The organism is Halalkalibacter flavus (assembly GCF_036663575.1).
In the GTDB taxonomy this organism is placed as follows: domain Bacteria; phylum Bacillota; class Bacilli; order Bacillales; family Bacillaceae_D; genus Halalkalibacter; species Halalkalibacter flavus.
Map to the genome: position 1 here is coordinate 60,022 of NZ_JAWRVK010000011.1, position 17,924 is coordinate 77,945.

Genomic DNA, 17,924 nt, shown 5'->3' on the forward strand with positions numbered 1-17,924 from the left:
ATGGAGGGGAAAATAAATGATCAGAGAGTATGGCCTTTGTTTATGGACGTTTGGGGATATTGAATTTGAAGAAAAGTGCAAGCTTGCCAAGGAGATTGGTGTTGATGGAGTCGAAGTCCAAGGGGATTTGACACAAAATCCTGAAAAATTAGCAGAAATATTAAAAAAATATAATTTGAAAGTATTGTCAATTACTCCTGATAATGTTGATATTTCAAGTGCAAATGAGCAAGTTCGTTCTAGTGCCGTTCAATATTTCTTGGATCTAGTAAGTTGGGCAGATCAACTTGGTGCGACACGAATTTGTTTGCATGGCGATGTTGGCAAGACTCATGGATGTGGCGATCTAACGAAAGATTGGGAATTACTTGTCCTTAGTACGAAGGAGGTACTAAAGAAAGCGGAAGAACATGGTATAGAAGTTGTATTTGAAGTATTAAATCGTTACGAAAACCACCAAATTGTAACAGGTAAAGAGGCGTTAAACTTAATTAAAGAAGTTGAAAGCGATAACCTTAAAGTTCTATTAGATGCGTATCATATGAATATTGAGGAAGCTTGTCCTATTCAGGCATTAAAGGATGCGGGAGGTCTGTTGGGGGTTTACCATATCGCTGATTCGAACAGACAAGGAATTGGTGATGGTCACTCGAATCTAAAAGCCCAAGTAAATGTGTTAGATGAAATCGGCTACGATGGACCGATTATTATGGAAATGATGGTGGAAGGGCCTAATCCATTTACACCAATGAAACATGGCGATTATTTATGTGAGATTGTCAATCACTATAAAAAGTCTTTGAAACAATTAAAAGAATGGGAAGTTGCTTCAGTAGAGGTCTAGAATCAATTACCACTTTTAAAAGTTTTAAAAGCGCTTGCGACAAAGCATTAAAGAGTGCGTTCCTTACCTCGATGTTACTCTAATAGCGTTGAGGGTAAGGACTTCAATCGAACCGTAATTAAGCCTCCTAATGTATATAATGTACAACGAGACCGATTACTGTAGCAAAAAAGGAGTGAGGTATTGTGAAACAAAATATGAAGTATATTATTTATTTGACGGTCATTGCGGCACTAGGCGGACTTTTGTTTGGATATGATACAGCCGTCATATCTGGTGCTGAACAGTCATTACAAGTCTATTTCATCGACGGGCTTGGGTTAAGTACGTTATTTCATGGGTTGACCGTTTCTAGTGCTTTAATTGGATGTATTATCGGTGGGATAGTGAGTGGAATTCTTTCGAATCGGATCGGCCGTAGGAATTCGCTGATGGTTGCCGCTGGACTGTTTTTTATTTCGGCATTGCTTTCAGCGTATCCAGAATTCCTATTCTTTACAAAAGATGAGCCGACAGTTGGCTTGTTCGTTATGTTTAACATCTATCGAATTCTAGGGGGGATAGGTGTTGGTTTAGCTTCTGGTTTAGGACCGTTATATATAAGTGAAACATCCCCTGCAAACATTAGGGGGAGACTAGTAACATTAAATAATTTAGCGATTATTTTTGGTACGTTATTTGTCTATTTTGTAAACTGGCGAATTGCTGCTGGGCAAAGTGCTAGCTGGATCCATGATCTTGGCTGGAGATATATGTTTGCTTCTGAAGCGATTCCAGCACTCTTATTCTTTTTCTTGCTCTTTTTAGTGCCTGAAACGCCTCGTTATTTAATTTCGAAAAATAGAGATGAAGAGGCTTTAAATATCTTAACGAAAATAAATGGTTCGCAGAAAATAGCAAAAGAAATTTATGAAGAAGTAAAACGAACTATGGACACTCCGAAAGGACACTTGTTTTCGTATGGGAAGTTAGTAGTAATTGTAGGAATTTTATTAGCGGCTTTTCAACAGTTTGTTGGGATAAATGTCATTTTGTATTATGCCCCTCGTATTTTTGCTGATATGGGAGCGAGTACAGATACCGCAATGCTACAAACGGTTCTTTTAGGAGCAGTTAATCTGTTGTTTGTTTTTCTAGCTCTTACAGTAGTTGATAAGTGGGGAAGGAAGCGCTTACTACTTTTAGGGTCTGTAGGTATGACTGTTGGTATGTTCGGAGTTGCTGCTTTATCATTTGCAGATGCAATGGGAGTAAGTGCGTTGCTATTCATTTTATTATATGCAGCTTTTTACAATCTATCCTGGGGACCGCTCATGTGGGTACTTGCTTCAGAGATTTTCCCTAATAGAATAAGAGGTCAGGTGATGGCCCTGACAGTCGTTTCTTGTTGGGTTTCTAATTTAATTGTGTCCTCAACATTTCCTACCTTATTGGAAATTAGTAGTGGCATGACTTATAGCTTTTATGGCTTAGTATGTATTCTAGCGTTTTTATTTGTATGGAAGCTGGTTCCGGAAACAAAAGGGAAAACACTTGAAGAAATTGAAACGCATTGGAAGGTAGACGAAACTTCATATGATATAAGTAATAAAAAAATTCATTTGTAAACCAAAAATAGTTTATGTGAAAGTTCATAAAAACATAATTTTATTATTGACAAAATAGAGACAACAATGTGAACCCTGCTCAAGAAAAGCGCTTTCTCGTTGTTGTTTTAAATGAGTTAACGTAAAGAGGAGGAAGTAAGAATTGATCTAGTTGAAGAGAGAATCGATACCGGTGTACAGCCAATTACACAAAAGAGTCATTCAAATAAATAAATAAATAAATAAATAGCAGATAGGTATGTAGATGTATGGAATGTTATTAAACTTGAAACCTATATACCTATGTAGTTAACTAATTAAATTTCATTGCAACTATCATTAATAGAACCAATCTAATTAGAGGGGGAAGAATTGTGACTCAATCACTAAATCATGAATTTAAAATTGGTATTGCTGCTCTTAGCTGGATTAATGATGATATGCCAGCATTAGGAGATAACTATTCCCTAGAACAAGTATTATCAGAGATGAACTCACTTGGATATGTAGCTACTGAATTGGGAAGAAAATTTCCAACAGAGAAAAACGAGCTTAAAGCAATATTAAACAAGTATCAATTAACATTAGCAAGTAAATTTGTTGGGGTTATATTTTCTGACCCTGAATTAAGAGAAAAAGAATTAGAAAGTTTTTGTAAATGGGTTGATTTTTTAGCAGAGATGGGTTGTAAGCACGTCATTATCTGTGAAATGGGCGGTTCAATGCATTGGGATAGGCGTCGCTTAGATGATAAGAAGGTCGTGCCACTTTCAGATGTAGAGTGGAATAGTATGGTTCAAGGGTTAAACAAAGCCGGTGAGATGTGCCAAGAGCGTGGATTAGAACTTGTTTTTCATCCTCATGGAGCTACTGTTGTGGAGCAAAAGGAAGATATTGACCGATTAATGGAAACAACAGACTCAAATTTGGTTCATCTCTTATTTGATACAGGTCACTCTGAATATGGAAAATATAACCCGTTAGAACAACTTCAAAATCATTATAATCGTATTAAGTATGTTCATTTAAAAGATGTTCGTACATCGGTATTGTCTAAAGTGCAGTTAGGGGAACTAGATTTTAGAGAAGGTGTACTTGCTGGAGTATTTACTGTACCTGGTGATGGTTCCATTAATTTCAAACCTATTTTAGAGGAGTTAATGTTCCGTGGTTATAAAGGATGGTTAATTGTTGAAGCAGAGCAAAATCCTGAAATTGCTAATCCATACAAGTATGCAAAAATAGCAAAGAATTTTATCGATGAAACAATTCATGAAATTAGTAATAAAAAAAGCGTTTGAAGTCTCTAAGAACTGAATTCATTCTTGAATATTGAATCCTATCCAATGGAAAAACCTAACTTTTCATGTTTACAAAGTAAAGCAAGGGATCTAAGGCGGCCTGTACCTTAATATAGCCTTTATATAGACACCTTATGTGGAACTGCCTGTGAAGAGGGGCGCTAGGGATTATGCAAAATGAACGAGCTGACATTCAAATGACAAAAAAATTACTGGTAAATTCATTAAACGGACTGTAGAATGGTGTATTTTCAATGCGAAAAATGATTAGGTGCTTTAAGAAAAGGTGATTTAATGTTTAAAGCTTCGTTTTGACTAATATACCAAGAATCTATGTGTTGGCACATTTAGGTCAAGTATTTAGCCGATTATATAAGTGAACACAGTTAATTATATGAAGTAATTACAAGTATAGATAATATGTCTGAGAGGGAAATTAGATAAATCAGGGTGGTATGATGAACCAGCTAAAAAATGAATTATTAGTAGAAGTTTATATAAAAGCTATTGAAGCTGGAGTAGATCAAGAGTTTCTTCTATTAATTAAAAAGGAGGTTAATAGAAGAATAAAAGAACGCCAATTGTACCATAATAATTGACGTAAAGTTTTATACCTTTTGTAAAAAGGGTATCCCCATGGTCATCAACCTAAGCATATTAGTTGTGTGAAAATTTTAAAAACGCTATCCTTTCAACAGCCCACGATGAAAGGATAGCGTTTTTATGATAGATCTTGTAGAGAAAGAACTTCAATGATTTGTTACAGAATTGATGAGGTATTTATCGCAGCAAGTCTTACAACAATTAGCCAGAGAACTCAGTTTGTCCAACGGTAAAGTAAAACCGGTGCTAAGGAGCTTATCAAACTTTGTGTTGGTTACATGAAAAAAGCGATGACTTCCCTCGTTGAATTTGTAGTACATTAGAAGCTACATCAGGAGTTTCGGTGAGTCCAAAAGCATTAAATTAACGATTCAACGCCACAGTGACGTTTTCAAAAACCTTATTTTCTACCCAAAAATTTACCCACACGTCGCTCCCTTTCACTAAATATAACCATCTATTTAATAGAATTCCACTGCTTTTCAGTTGCCAGATTCCTTTTATGATACTACCCAGGAAAACCCTTTATACTTGGTTCGTTAGGCAAATTGAACTGTTTATCAAAAACGTGGAACTCCTATTTTAGCAAGCACATGGTTGAAGTGTTTAGAATATCAGATCTATGTACAATTTATTTTTTTACTTAATTTAAAATGAGAAAACTCCTCTTACAAAAGAAAGAGAAGGAACTTAGCAAATACAAAGCTGTTTATATTGTATTACTCAAGCCTAAGCAAGGCTATAGAAAAAGACACCATCATACATTTAAAAGAGATTGAAGACTTATTTAACGCATTAGGCCTTCTGTTACATGCAATTTGTTGACTGAGTCTATTCGACATTATGAGATTTTTCAACCCCAGTACACTTGTTGTCATTTTTGAATTTCACTAAGGGCTTTACCCTTTTATGAAAATAGGAAATAACCAGTAACAAACAGGGTATCACAATCTGTAAAGGAAGATGTACATAAGTCATGAGAAACTTTAATCCTATGGCATCGTGTTCCACTAGATTCCTTGCCTGGATAAATCCAAGAGAGGTAACAATTGTACCAAGCGGAATAAGAACGGAATGGTAGCTCTGTAACTTAAATAAATGAGCGGTTCCAACAGCAGCCCCATATATGTATGCACCTACTTTAAAAAAACCTCCTACTACCATGATTAGGATTACCACCGCATCGATCCGCTCGAGAAAATCTGCTACGGAAGCCATCCGTGCTGTCGCTAATAGAGGGACATTGATCCTACCGTACAATTGAGGCCCGAGAACAGATATCAAACCTATTATATTAAGAGTTAATAAAACTCCTCCAGTCAAAACAACAACCATACCCACTGTCTTAACTCTTCTATTATCTTTTAACGCTGGCCAAAGCATGGTGAACACGATCAATTCCCCATACGGCAAGATGGTAAGAGTAGGAAATGATGTATTTAATACGTTTTTTATTCCTGTACCAAGTACAGGTGTAAGATGTTTCAGATCGATAACCCCTGAAGCATAAATGACAGCCCATGTGGAAAATAATATTATCAGAATAACGGGAACCACCATTTCTGCCATCCGTCCAAACACTTCAATACCACCGCGGAGAGTATAAATAATGACGGCTACAAAGCTTGAAATGATAATCATAGTAGGGGTTCCATATAAAATTGTAGAAATCATAAGTTCAGCGAAATCTCGACTAACCCTTGCAGCTTGGGATATAAAATAAATAATATAAGTGATACATAATGGATATCCAAAAAACCTACCTAAAATAGTTTGAATGATTTGAATCAATGAATTACCTGGATAATCCCCAGATAATTTAGTGAAAACTAATACTAACATAAATCCAAATAATGTGCCGACTACCGAGGCAAGCCAAGCATCCTGTTTTGCTTCTCCTCCTAAGGCATGAATGATAGTAGTTCCAATTTCAAAAATTAACATTACAAGAAAAAGTTGTTTTAGACCTATTTTCTCCTGGTTCATTTCATAATTTCCTTTGTTTACCAAGGAATAAAGGGAAAATTAGCCTGTGTAACTTGATTATCATAATAGAACATTCCTCTCTCTCTAAATCAAATCATCCAATTAATGTACATAGGTATTATTATCGTTTATCATCTTTTTTAACCCAAAAGTTAAATTGAGAAATATAGCTCATTTCTTTAAAAGCCTTTCTTGAAAGGCAAGGTACAGTGGGTATTTTATTCTCCATTTTGAAAATGATATATAGATAAAGAAAGTGTGAGAATAGATAGCAGTAACACTTATTTATCAATACAAATTAAGTTGCTTATCTAACGCGCAGTTACATCTTTGGAGGACAAAATATGAATACTTTTCGTAATGTGTGTTTTGCTGTTATGCTAATCTCTTTCATCGGATGGTGTATTTATTACTACATAAATGAGGTTGTGTTAAAACTTTTGGTTAATATAAATTATTATACTTTCACCATATTGGAAATTCTGATGGCTTTTATGGGAGCTTTCTACATGATCATAAACGTTATTATGTTAGTAGGATACCTTATCTATGGGTTAGTTTTCTCATATAAAAAAAAAGATGTTTAATAATTACATAAAGGTGGTAGGTTCTCTCGATCCAAATAGGAACCGTGGACATATGTGGTGAAGAATTTAAAAGCTTTACTGAAAGGGGTAGGCGGAATGACAAAATGGATACCAGGTAGAATGAAAAGTTTAGTAACTTTCAAACGAAAGTACATGAATTCTCTAGTTCAATCATCGCTAACAAATAGGGAACCTTTGAAAAGTGACATACTTAGCACAAATCTTTCACAGAATGTAGAACAATTGAAAACGATCTTTGATCGCTCTTCTGATATTGTGTATAGAGATTTTCAATTCGGGGATCTTCAAAAAGGAATAATTGTTTTTTTAGATGGGCTCGTCAATATGAAATTGATTGACGACGATGTCATAAAACCTTTGCTTGAATACGGAAAGAATCCCTTGTCGCAATCAATACTTTGCTTTGAAGATCTGGAGAATTTTCTGCGAAATCAAGTGGTGTCCGCTGCACAGTTAAGTGAGGGGAGAGAATTTCAAGAGGTGATAGACCATGTGTTAGGCGGTGACACGGCTTTGATAATTGACGGCGTAGGACAAGCCTTATTCATCAGTGCAAAAGAATGGGAGTCCCGCTCAGTAGAAGAACCGGCGACAGAGTCCGTAATCCGTGGCCCTAGGGATGGATTTACGGAAAACTTGCGGACTAATACCAGTCTTATTCGCAGGAGATTGAAAACTCACCAGCTTAAAATGGAAGCGATGAAGGTAGGGAGGTTATCGAAAACTGATCTCGTTATTACATATTTGGATGGTATAGCGGATGAATCCATGGTAGCGGAAGTCCGCGAAAGAATTGGCCGGATTGACATCGATGCAATTCTGGAAAGTGGATATATTGAAGAGTTAATTGAAGACAATCCTTATTCAATCTTTCCTCAAGTTCAGTATACGGAACGACCGGATAAAGTCACCGGAAATTTACTAGAAGGAAAAGTAGGGATTATCATCGATAATACCCCGTTTGCTCTGATTGTTCCGGTTACCTTTTATGGAATGCTTATGTCGAGTGAAGATTATTATGAGCGTTATTTGATTTCGACTGCGCTACGCTGGATCCGCTTTACATTTTTGTTGATTGCCTTGTTATTACCATCGCTCTATATTGCCTTGTTAACATTTCATCAAGAAATGGTTCCCACTACCCTTTTGTTCAGTATGGCAGCCTCCCGTGAAGCAGTTCCCTTTCCTGCTATTATTGAAGCATTGCTGATGGAAATTTCATTTGAAGGATTGCGAGAAGCTGGGGTGCGTCTACCTAAGCCGGTCGGACAGGCTGTGAGTATAGTCGGAGCCTTGGTGGTTGGTCAGGCCGCTGTTCAGGCCGGTCTTGTTTCTGCGCCGATGGTTATTGTTGTGGCTATGACCGGTATCTCATCTTTTATTATTCCAAGCTACAGTCAGGCAATCTCGATCCGTATGCTACGTTTTCCCATGATGATTCTAGCAGGTATGCTAGGGTTATACGGAATATTATTAGGCCTCTTGATTATAATAAGTCATATGTGTCGTCTTCGGTCGTTCAGCATACCTTATTTGTCACCGATGTCCCCTATGCATTTTGGTGATCTTAAGGACGTCCTTGTACGGATGCCTTGGTCGAACATGATGGTACGCCCAGAAGAGACCGCTAAAAAAAATTCGAAACGAATGAATAATTCTTTTCGCTCTCGCCGGCCGAATGGCAGCAAGTAGAATTTTCCACGGAAGGATAATTTAGATGAGAAGGCGATTTTTTTTTGTTTCGATTCTTCTGATAATGTCGTTTATCTCCGGTTGCTGGAGCCAGACAGAGGTCAATGACTTGGCATTTGTGACCGCGACCGGAGTTGACATGATGGGGGATGGCAAAATCCGTGTATCACTCCAAGTGGCTATTCCACGAATGTTAGGTCCTGCAGAAGGTGGCGGCGAACAAGGCTCAGGGGCTGAAGCGGTATGGGTTGTTTCAGAAAAGGGGGAAACGATTTTAGACGCTTATCGAAAGATCCAAGAGAAACTACCGCGGAAAGTCTACTTTTCCCATAACCGTATTATTATTATTGGTGAAAAATTGGCCCGTGACAGCGTCTCACCGGCACTCGATTTTTTTACAAGACATCGAGAAGCCCGAATGAACAATTATATTATGTTCACGAATGGAGAAGCTTTGAAGATTTTAAAATTTATTCCTAAACTCGAAAGAATACCGGCTGAAGTCATGAGAAAGGAAGAGGAAATGCAAATTGGATTAAAGACTAATCTGAAAGATTTTGTCAATATGCTTGTGTCAGACGGTGTGGATCCCGTTGCTTCTAAAATAGAAATAGTGTCCTCGAATGTAAAAAGTGAAGAAGACTCACCATCACTAGATCAGCAATCTCCCGCAAAAGAGGAAACTAACCTTTCCGTCAAAGGGGCAGCGGTATTCAACAAGGATCAATTAATAGGTTGGATAAATGATAAGGAGACGAGAGGAGTACTTTGGCTTCGCAATGAAATGAAAGAAGATGAGGTCACGGTAACCATCCCGGAGGATAAAGGAAATGGAAAGATAAGTGGACAAATATTGAAGGCAGAGTCAAAAATCATCCCGATCCTTATGCAGGACGAGTTGGAAATAGAAGTTAAAGTAAGGGCTGAAGGCGATCTTTTTGAGAATAGCTCAAAAATGGATTTAAGTGATCCTAAAGTGATTCAATTTGTTGAAAAGAAATGGGAGGATAATGTCGAAAAAAGAATCCAATTGGCACTCGATAAAGTGCAAAAAGAATTCAAATCAGACATTTTCGGATTTGGTTTGGCAGTGGAGCGAGCCTATCCGAAAGAGTGGAAGAACAAGTTTTCTGGAGAACGGTGGGATCAAATATTTCCAAGTTTGAAAGTGACGATCACAACCGATATAACAGTGGCCCGTACAGGTTTAACGAACAAATCTCTGATTTGGGAAGAGGAGGAGTTTTAATAAATGAAGCTAAACATAATTTTGATCCTTTTCGTACTGCTTGCTTCTCGGGATGTGCCTCGATTGATTCGGAACAAACAATATAGAAAAGATCTGCTTGTATACAGCTTTTTGATGCTGCTAGGGTTAACCTTGAATATTCTTGCTGCCTTCCATGTTTATATTCCGATTTGGGTGCAGGTTTGATAGCAATTAGATCCGTTGTTTTTCTAGATATTTAGTAGAGAATTGGTACGGGTGGGAGTATATTGAGCAAACGGACCATCTTGTGGTGTGGTGCTAACTTATAAGGGAGTTCATAAGAAGTGAAACAAAATATTAAATATATCATTTATTTAACAGTGATTGCTGCGTTGGGCGGACTTTTGTTTGGATATGATACAGCCGTCATATCTGGTGCTGAACAGTCATTACAAGTCTATTTTATCGACGGGCTTGGGTTAAGTACGTTATTTCATGGGTTGACCGTTTCTAGTGCTTTAATTGGATGTATTATCGGTGGGATAGTGAGTGGAATTCTTTCGAATCGGATCGGCCGTAGGAATTCGCTGATGGTTGCCGCTGGACTGTTTTTTATTTCGGCATTGCTTTCAGCGTATCCAGAATTCCTATTCTTTACAAAAGATGAGCCGACAGTTGGCCTGTTCGTTATGTTTAACATCTATCGAATTCTAGGGGGCATAGGTGTTGGTTTAGCTTCTGGTTTAGGACCGTTATATATAAGTGAAACATCTCCTGCAAACATTAGAGGGAGACTAGTAACATTAAATAATTTAGCAATTATTTTTGGTACGTTATTTGTCTATTTTGTAAACTGGCGAATTGCTGCTGGGCAAAGTGCTAGCTGGATTCATGATCTTGGCTGGAGATATATGTTTGCTTCTGAAGCGATTCCAGCACTCTTATTCTTTTTCTTGCTCTTTTTAGTGCCTGAAACGCCCCGTTATTTATTTTCGAAAAATAGAGGTGAAGAGGCTTTAAATATCTTAACGAAAATAAATGGTTCGCAGAAAATAGCAAAAGAAATTTATGTAGAAGTAAAACGAACTATGGACACTCCGAAAGGACACTTGTTTTCGTATGGGAAGTTAGTAGTAATTGTAGGGATTTTATTAGCAGCTTTTCAACAGTTTGTTGGGATAAATGTCATTTTGTATTATGCCCCTCGTATTTTTGCTGATATGGGAGTGAGTACAGATACCGCAATGCTACAAACGGTTCTTTTAGGAGCGGTTAATCTGTTGTTTGTCTTTCTAGCTCTTACGGTAGTTGATAAGTGGGGAAGGAAGCGCTTACTACTTTTAGGGTCTGTAGGCATGACTGTTGGTATGTTCGGAGTAGCTGCTTTATCATTTGCAGATGCAATGGGAGTAAGTGCGTTGCTATTCATTTTATTATATGCAGCTTTTTACAATCTATCCTGGGGACCGCTCATGTGGGTACTTGCTTCTGAGATTTTCCCTAATAGAATAAGAGGTCAGGTGATGGCCTTGACCGTCGTTTCTTGTTGGGTTTCTAATTTAATTGTGTCCTCAACATTTCCTACCTTATTGGAAATTAGTAGTGGCATGACTTATAGCTTTTATGGCTTAGTATGTATTCTAGCGTTTTTATTTGTATGGAAGCTGGTTCCGGAAACAAAAGGGAAAACACTTGAAGAAATTGAAACGCATTGGAAGGCAAATGAAACTTCATAAGATATAAGAAATTAAAAGTTCATTTGTGAAACAAAAATAGTTCACGTAAAAGACTATTAGATATAAAGAAACACTGCTGAACCTTCAATTGTATATATAATGGGCGATTTTCTCTATTCATTAATATAAATGGTAAGTACAATCTAGTTTTTTTTGAATGTCGATTTCAAATAAAGGAAAGGGTTTTCTCTATTCGTGATTTTGAACGAAAGAAAATATAATTTTATATAGGTGTTGGATTTAGATAAACCTCTGTTATATCAACGTATTTAACGTTTAATTCAATAGAATATATATTTTGAGAGTTCAAAAAATATAAAATTTATATTGACAGTAATGAAATATCGTTATAGACTTTCAATTAAGGAAAGAGCTTTCCTTTACTTACCTTAAAATGAAAGCGTTGTTATCAGGTGGTTAACATTAAATAGGGAGGAAGGAGTAAGATTTGGTCTAGTTGGTGCAGGTCGTATGGGATGGTTTCATGGTTTTTCTATTGTTCGTAAGATATTTACACTAAACTTGTTGCGATTGCTGATCTAGTGCCAGGAGATGCCGAGAGGTGTGCAACTCAACTGAGGTGTGCAACTCAACTGAGGAGGCAACGAAAGCATATACAGAGATGCGGAAGAAATGTTTCAAGCCTCATCTGTTGATACGGTTGCCATTGCATCACCATCCTGTTCGCAAGCGAAACTTGTAATCGTTGCCACTTAAGAAAAGAAAGAGGTTTCTTGGTAAAGACCAATGATTGTCACGTTAGAAGAGGTAGAGCAGGTAATATTGGTAACTAGTAAAGCGGATGTTCCTTTGCAGGTTAAATTTCAAAGTGGTTTATGGTTATGAAGCAAGAGGTGAGGTGATTGGTTTAACTGGAATGATAACTATACAAAGTATTCAACAACCATGATTAGTTATACAGATGATGGGATTAGTATGGATACATGCTCGTAATGCTCTCTCTATTGCCTTGGCTTGTATCAAATTTGTTCAAACTAGTCAACCTATGAAAATTTCAGAGGGTGAACTTGAGATTTAATGCTCTGATATTAAAGGTAAATTATAAACAGCAATTATTTTAGATAGTTTGACAAAAGTAGTGTGTTGAATATGCTATTTTGAACGAAATAAAGATATAAGGATCTAAACTTTTTGAGGGAAAACCCTTTCTTTAATTATGTTAATCACTGTGGTTTAATTTTGGGGTATCTTGTTTGATTCGAGTGGAAGTTACGGGGTATCTAAACCTAGGAAAGCTCTTCTAATCCTCCTCTTTTAACCTACATAAAAATGGTTTAAACTAATGTATAGGTTCTAAAGTGAAAGGAGGGTAAGAACATGAAACAACCAACAATCTACGATGTTGCAAAAGAAGCGGGTGTTGCAATCTCAACGGTTTCAAAAGTTCTAAATAAAACGGGTAGCATTAGTGCAAAAACAAGAAAAAAGGTAGAAGCTACTATGCTGAAGCTAAATTATCAACCTAGTGTTGCGGCATCGGTAAAAAAGCGTATGCAAACAATTGGTTTGTTAATACCAAACATTGCCGACACGTTTATGGCTGAAGTTGCCAGAAGTATTGAAGACCACGGTAGAAAGTTTGGATATAGCTTAATAATTTGTAGTACGGACAACGATTCTGAAAAAGAATTAGAATATGTTTCTATGCTAAAGCAAAAATACATTGATGGGATTATTGTTGCAACAGGTTTAAAAAACATTGCAGCATTAAAGGAATTATTAAGTAATGAGATACCAGTTGCTCTACTTGCTAGGGATGTACCATCGCTACGAGTGGATACAGTGACTGTAGATGATTTCTTAGGAGCTTTCCAAGCTACCTCTTACTTGGTTAATCTTGGACATAAAAATATCGCGATGATCACCGAGGATATTAACTTTCCGGCTGTTCGAGCTAGGTTTGATGGATACAAACAATCTCTTGAAGAAGCTGGGATAGAGTACAATGAAGAATTAGTATCTTTTAATAATGTAACTTTTGATGACGCCAAAAAATCAACTCGAAAATTACTTGAATTGTCGCAATCGGCAACAGCAATATTTGCTTCTACAGAATCGTTAGCAATTGGAGTAATGCAAGCTGGCCGTGAACTTGGACTAGATATCCCTGGAGAACTTTCGGTTGTCGGTTTTGATAATACGATTCTTGCAACAATGTGTTATCCACAACTAACAACCATCGCTCAACCGATTAATGAAATGGGAAAGAAAGTAATTGAATTATTAATAGAAGAAATAAACGATCCAAAAAAGATTAAACAACGAATTGTCCTTTCACCAGAATTAATTATTCGTGACTCTGCTAGTAATTTGAAAACTAGCTAAATAAGAATGACATAGGCGGCTATATTAGGTAGAGATACATCGTGTGGAGAATAAGATGTGTCTCTAATCCTAAAAAAAGAATTAGTTATAAATCTGACTATTCAAATGGGGGAAATCTGATTATTGCATTTACTTAATGTTGAAAGCGCTACCTTTGTTAGGTTATTTAGCTTTCAGGAATTTATTTAAATAATATTTAAATAAATTCCAACTAAGTTAATAGTCAAACATTAAGAGGCTATGAATTTTTGGAAGGAGGGTCAGTGGTGACAGAATTACTCAGACTTGAAAATGTTTGTAAAGGTTTTTCTGGAATTCCTGTATTGAAAAATATTGATTTGGATGTTAAAGCTGGAGAAGTTCATGTATTACTAGGGGAGAACGGTGCCGGTAAATCAACAATGATTAAAATTATGACTGGTTCATACAGCAAGGATGAGGGTGACATGTATTGGGAGGGGCAAAAAGTAAATATACAGGGCCCCTCAGACGCCATGAACCTTGGAATTGCAACCATATATCAAGAACTAAATTTAATACCTGAGTTGCCTGTATATGAGAATATATTTCTTGGAAGAGAAATAAAGAAGAATGGAAAGTTTTCTCTTTTAAATAAGAGAGAAATGATAGAAAGAGCAGCTACGTATTTAAAGAGATTAGGGCAAGATTTCTCACCAGAAGTGTTAGTGAGTTCATTGGGGGTTGGCCAACAACAGTTAGTTGAAATTGCTAAAGCATTTACGGTTGATACCAAATTAATTATTATGGATGAGCCAACATCAAGTTTAAGTGCTTCTGAGTCAGAACAGCTATTAAAAACAATTATGGAGTTGAGAAGTCAAGGAATTGCAATTGTATACATTTCGCATCGGTTAGAAGAATTAAAACGAATTGGCGATAGGATAACGATTCTAAGAGATGGAAATACGATTGACACCTTAAATGTTAAAGAAACTAGTACAGATAAAATGGTTGAACTGATGGTTGGTAGAAAATTGGAGGATAAGTTTCCAAAAGGTGAATTTAAATTGGGAGAAGAAGGATTAAGGATTGAAAATTTGCGATTAAAAGGATCTGAGGAGGAATTAAATTTTACAGCTTATCAGGGCCAAATCTTAGGTATATCTGGTTTAGTAGGGGCTGGAAGAACAGAGCTAGCTCGCAGTATTTTCGGTGTAGATCCTATTGAAACAGGGAAAATTCATGTTTTTGGAAAAGAAACTCTAATTAAATCACCAAAGGATGCAATTAGAGCAGGCTTGGCATTCATAACAGAAAATCGAAAAACAGAAGGTTTAATATTAGATGATTCAATTAAAAACAACATGTCAATTGCCAGCCTTAAGAAATATAAACGAGGGCCCTTTATACATTGGGAAAAGATAAAGCAAAGTACTGAAGATTACACTCGTGAACTCCAAATTCGTCCAGGAAATATTGAAAAACATGCTAGGAAATTAAGTGGGGGTAATCAGCAAAAAGTTGTAATTGCAAAATGGTTAGCAACAAAAGCTAGGGTATTTATTTTTGACGAGCCTACCCGTGGTATAGATGTAGGTGCGAAAGTTGAGGTTTATCGTTTAATTAACTCTCTTGTTAGTGATGGAGCGGTAGTCATTATTATTTCATCTGAACTGCCTGAAATTTTAGGAATATGTGACAGAGTACTAGTTATGAGTGAAGGGAAAATAACTGCAGATTTATTGAGAGAAGAAGCAAGTCAAGAACTAATTATGAAGGCAGCTACAGGAGGGATGTAACGTGGCACAAACAGTAGTAGAAAAGAAAAATGAAAAGAAAAAAGGGGTTGACGCAAAAGCAATACTAAGTAAATTCGGGGCTTTATTTGGATTATTGTTATTAATAATCATTTTATCATTGCTTACAGATAGATTCTTAACTATCAATAATTTTATGAATATAGCAAATCAAGCATCAATTAATGCATTACTAGCTTTAGGTGTTTTATTGCCGATTTTAACAGCTGGTATTGATTTATCTATAGGAGCGATTTTAGGTTTTTCAGTTATGATGATGGGACTTGTTGTTGTAAATATGGGTGCCAATCCGATTATTGGTATTTTAGTTTGTTTAGCGGTTGGTGCAGGATTTGGTTTAATTAACGGCCTTCTATTAACAAAACTTAGATTACCGCATCCATTTATTTCAACGTTAGGTACTATGAATGTTGCACGTGCATTAGCTTTAATTATAACTGGTGCAGCTCCAATTGCAGGTTTTCCATTTTTGATTCAGTATTTTGGAAGTGGGAAAGTTGCAAATGTTATCCCATTTAGTTTTGTTCTTGTGATAATCGTTGCTGTTGGACTTCATATGTTCCTAAATCACACTATGACTGGACGATATATCTACGCTATCGGTGGAAATAAAGAAGCGGCACGTCTTTCAGGAATTAATGTCGATCGTATTTTGATAATAGTTTATTCAATAAGTGGATTGATGGCGGGGTTAGCAGGACTTGTTTTAGTTGGACGAGTGAATTCCGCTTTCCCATTAGCTGGGTTAGGATATGAATTAGATGCTATAGCAGCAGTAATTATTGGCGGTGCTAGCCTATTTGGTGGTGTAGGTACTGTATGGGGAACGCTGATTGGAGCTTTAATCATTGCGGTCTTACGTAATGGATTGAACTTGTTAGGTGTAGCTGCTGATTTGCAGTTAGCTTTTATAGGGGTTGTTATTATTGCAGCAGTATATGTTGATGTGTTAAGACAGCGACCTAGAAAGAATTAAATTGTTTCCATTTTAGAGATAGCGGAGGGTGCAGTAATTTCTACGATGTTCGTTCAATTTTTTTAGGGTTAGTTACAACTCTATAAATCAGAATGTTCAGTTAATTACTAGTTATTCTCATGCTTTTTCTAATTAAAATAAATTAAATTGTAGGAGGAACGAAATGAAAAAGTTATTTGTTGTACCAATGGTATTGATGTTGATGTTGATTCTCGTAGCTTGTGGTGGAACCGAATCTTCTAACACAGAAGAAACTGTTGAACCATCTGGAAACGAGGACGCATTAGAAGCAGGTTCAGATGAGGAACTAAAGGTTGCTGTTGTTCTACAGTCGTTAACTAGTGAATATTGGGAATTTGTTCAAGCTGGGGCACGACAAGCATTTGAAGATTTCGGTGTTAATGGTACGATCCTAGGTCCGTCATCTGAGGCAGAAATTATGTTACAAGTTGATATGCTGCAAGACGTTCAAACACAAGGAACAGATGCATTAGTTGTTTCAGCAACTCAACCAGATACTGTAATTTCAACATTTGAACGATATAAAGAAGACGATATTCCTGTTATTTTGATTAACCAAGATGTTGATTGGGAAGACAAGGTTACTTTTATTGGGACGGATAACTATATAGCAGGAAAGCAAGGTGGGGAATTACTAGCTTCCATGCTACAAGAAGGAGATGAAGTTGCTTTAATTGGTGGCCACCTTGGATCAAGGGCTCATGATGACAGACTTGGTGGTGCAAAAGAGGCGTTAGAAGCTGCTGGAGTGATTGTTGCCTCCGAACAACCAGCTGATAGTGATCGAAGCAAAGCGATGAGTGTAATGGAAAATATTTTACAAAGCAATCCAAATTTAAAAGGTGTTTTCGTCAGTAGTGATGATATGGCGATGGGGGCATTAAGAGGGGTGCAAAACCAAGGGGTAGATATTCCAGTTGTAGGATTAGACGGGATGGTAGAGAATATTGAATCTGTTATTGCCGGTGAATTAGCAGGGACCGTTGCACAGAACCCTTATGATATGGGGTATAAGGGTGTAGAGATGGCTATTCAAGCTATTAAAGGTGAAGAAGTTGAAAAGAGAATTGATACCGGTGCACAGCAAATTACACAAGAAAATGCTCAAGAGACGTTAGATTTCTTAAAGAGTCTTACAACTAAATAGATAGTGAATAAGGGTATATAGGCAGAAAGGGGTATGTTAACCTTGAAACCTATATACCTATTGTAATTAAGTAAATTTCATCACAGAAAT

At 36.7% G+C, this 17,924-nt stretch carries 13 protein-coding genes; 12 read left to right on the forward strand and 1 reads right to left on the reverse strand.

What is annotated here, in order from left to right; translation table 11 throughout:
* The first annotated feature begins 16 nt into the window (after positions 1-16).
* From SAY88_RS09570 to sda, 4 genes are all read left to right on the forward strand, one after another.
* Entirely contained in the window at positions 17-844 is an 828-nt protein-coding gene (locus SAY88_RS09570) for a sugar phosphate isomerase/epimerase family protein (RefSeq protein ID WP_332631353.1), read from the forward strand.
* A gap of 185 nt (positions 845-1,029) precedes the next feature.
* Complete coding sequence (xylE, locus tag SAY88_RS09575; protein WP_332631354.1) at positions 1,030-2,451, forward strand: D-xylose transporter XylE; 1,422 nt, start codon at positions 1,030-1,032, stop codon at positions 2,449-2,451.
* Between the two features lie 353 nt (positions 2,452-2,804).
* A complete protein-coding gene (gene iolE, locus SAY88_RS09580; protein ID WP_332631356.1) occupies positions 2,805-3,731 on the forward strand; it encodes a myo-inosose-2 dehydratase in 927 nt (308 codons plus the stop codon).
* 458 nt (positions 3,732-4,189) lie between these two features.
* Positions 4,190-4,330, forward strand: a complete 141-nt coding sequence (gene sda, locus SAY88_RS09585) for a sporulation histidine kinase inhibitor Sda (protein ID WP_332631440.1) — start codon at positions 4,190-4,192, stop codon at positions 4,328-4,330.
* Between the two features lie 835 nt (positions 4,331-5,165).
* Here the strand turns inward: sda and SAY88_RS09590 are convergent.
* Complete coding sequence (locus SAY88_RS09590) at positions 5,166-6,320, reverse strand: GerAB/ArcD/ProY family transporter (protein ID WP_332631357.1); 1,155 nt, start codon at positions 6,318-6,320, stop codon at positions 5,166-5,168.
* A gap of 683 nt (positions 6,321-7,003) precedes the next feature.
* Here SAY88_RS09590 and SAY88_RS09595 point away from each other — a divergent pair.
* From SAY88_RS09595 to SAY88_RS09630, 8 genes are all read left to right on the forward strand, one after another.
* Entirely contained in the window at positions 7,004-8,620 is a 1,617-nt protein-coding gene (locus tag SAY88_RS09595) for a spore germination protein (RefSeq protein WP_332631358.1), read from the forward strand.
* 25 nt (positions 8,621-8,645) lie between these two features.
* Positions 8,646-9,869, forward strand: coding sequence for a Ger(x)C family spore germination protein (locus tag SAY88_RS09600; RefSeq protein ID WP_332631359.1), 1,224 nt, complete (start codon positions 8,646-8,648; stop codon positions 9,867-9,869).
* Positions 9,870-9,872: 3 nt separating this feature from the next.
* Entirely contained in the window at positions 9,873-10,055 is a 183-nt protein-coding gene (locus tag SAY88_RS09605) for a hypothetical protein (RefSeq protein ID WP_332631361.1), read from the forward strand.
* Positions 10,056-10,174: 119 nt separating this feature from the next.
* Complete coding sequence (gene xylE, locus SAY88_RS09610) at positions 10,175-11,566, forward strand: D-xylose transporter XylE (protein WP_332631362.1); 1,392 nt, start codon at positions 10,175-10,177, stop codon at positions 11,564-11,566.
* A 1,338-nt stretch (positions 11,567-12,904) separates the two neighbouring features.
* Positions 12,905-13,912 carry a LacI family DNA-binding transcriptional regulator gene (locus SAY88_RS09615; RefSeq protein ID WP_332631363.1) on the forward strand — a complete coding sequence of 336 codons (1,008 nt, stop codon included), beginning with the start codon at positions 12,905-12,907 and terminating at the stop codon, positions 13,910-13,912.
* A gap of 266 nt (positions 13,913-14,178) precedes the next feature.
* Positions 14,179-15,672, forward strand: coding sequence for a sugar ABC transporter ATP-binding protein (locus SAY88_RS09620; RefSeq protein ID WP_332631364.1), 1,494 nt, complete (start codon positions 14,179-14,181; stop codon positions 15,670-15,672).
* A 1-nt stretch (position 15,673) separates the two neighbouring features.
* Complete coding sequence (locus SAY88_RS09625) at positions 15,674-16,666, forward strand: ABC transporter permease (protein WP_332631366.1); 993 nt, start codon at positions 15,674-15,676, stop codon at positions 16,664-16,666.
* Positions 16,667-16,829: 163 nt separating this feature from the next.
* Complete coding sequence (locus tag SAY88_RS09630) at positions 16,830-17,834, forward strand: sugar ABC transporter substrate-binding protein (RefSeq protein WP_332631368.1); 1,005 nt, start codon at positions 16,830-16,832, stop codon at positions 17,832-17,834.
* The last annotated feature ends 90 nt before the right edge of the window (positions 17,835-17,924 follow it).

Excerpts from the sequence above, each read along its gene's own strand:
- SAY88_RS09595 (WP_332631358.1), top strand. The coding sequence starts at position 7,004 with ATGACAAAATGGATACCAGGTAGAATGAAAAGTTTAGTAACTTTCAAA.
- SAY88_RS09630 (WP_332631368.1), top strand. The coding sequence starts at position 16,830 with ATGAAAAAGTTATTTGTTGTACCAATGGTATTGATGTTGATGTTGATT.
- SAY88_RS09605 (WP_332631361.1), top strand. The coding sequence starts at position 9,873 with ATGAAGCTAAACATAATTTTGATCCTTTTCGTACTGCTTGCTTCTCGG.
- SAY88_RS09600 (WP_332631359.1), top strand. The coding sequence starts at position 8,646 with ATGAGAAGGCGATTTTTTTTTGTTTCGATTCTTCTGATAATGTCGTTT.
- SAY88_RS09570 (WP_332631353.1), top strand. The coding sequence starts at position 17 with ATGATCAGAGAGTATGGCCTTTGTTTATGGACGTTTGGGGATATTGAA.
- SAY88_RS09615 (WP_332631363.1), top strand. The coding sequence starts at position 12,905 with ATGAAACAACCAACAATCTACGATGTTGCAAAAGAAGCGGGTGTTGCA.
- sda (WP_332631440.1), top strand. The coding sequence starts at position 4,190 with ATGAACCAGCTAAAAAATGAATTATTAGTAGAAGTTTATATAAAAGCT.
- SAY88_RS09590 (WP_332631357.1), bottom strand. The coding sequence starts at position 6,320 with ATGAACCAGGAGAAAATAGGTCTAAAACAACTTTTTCTTGTAATGTTA.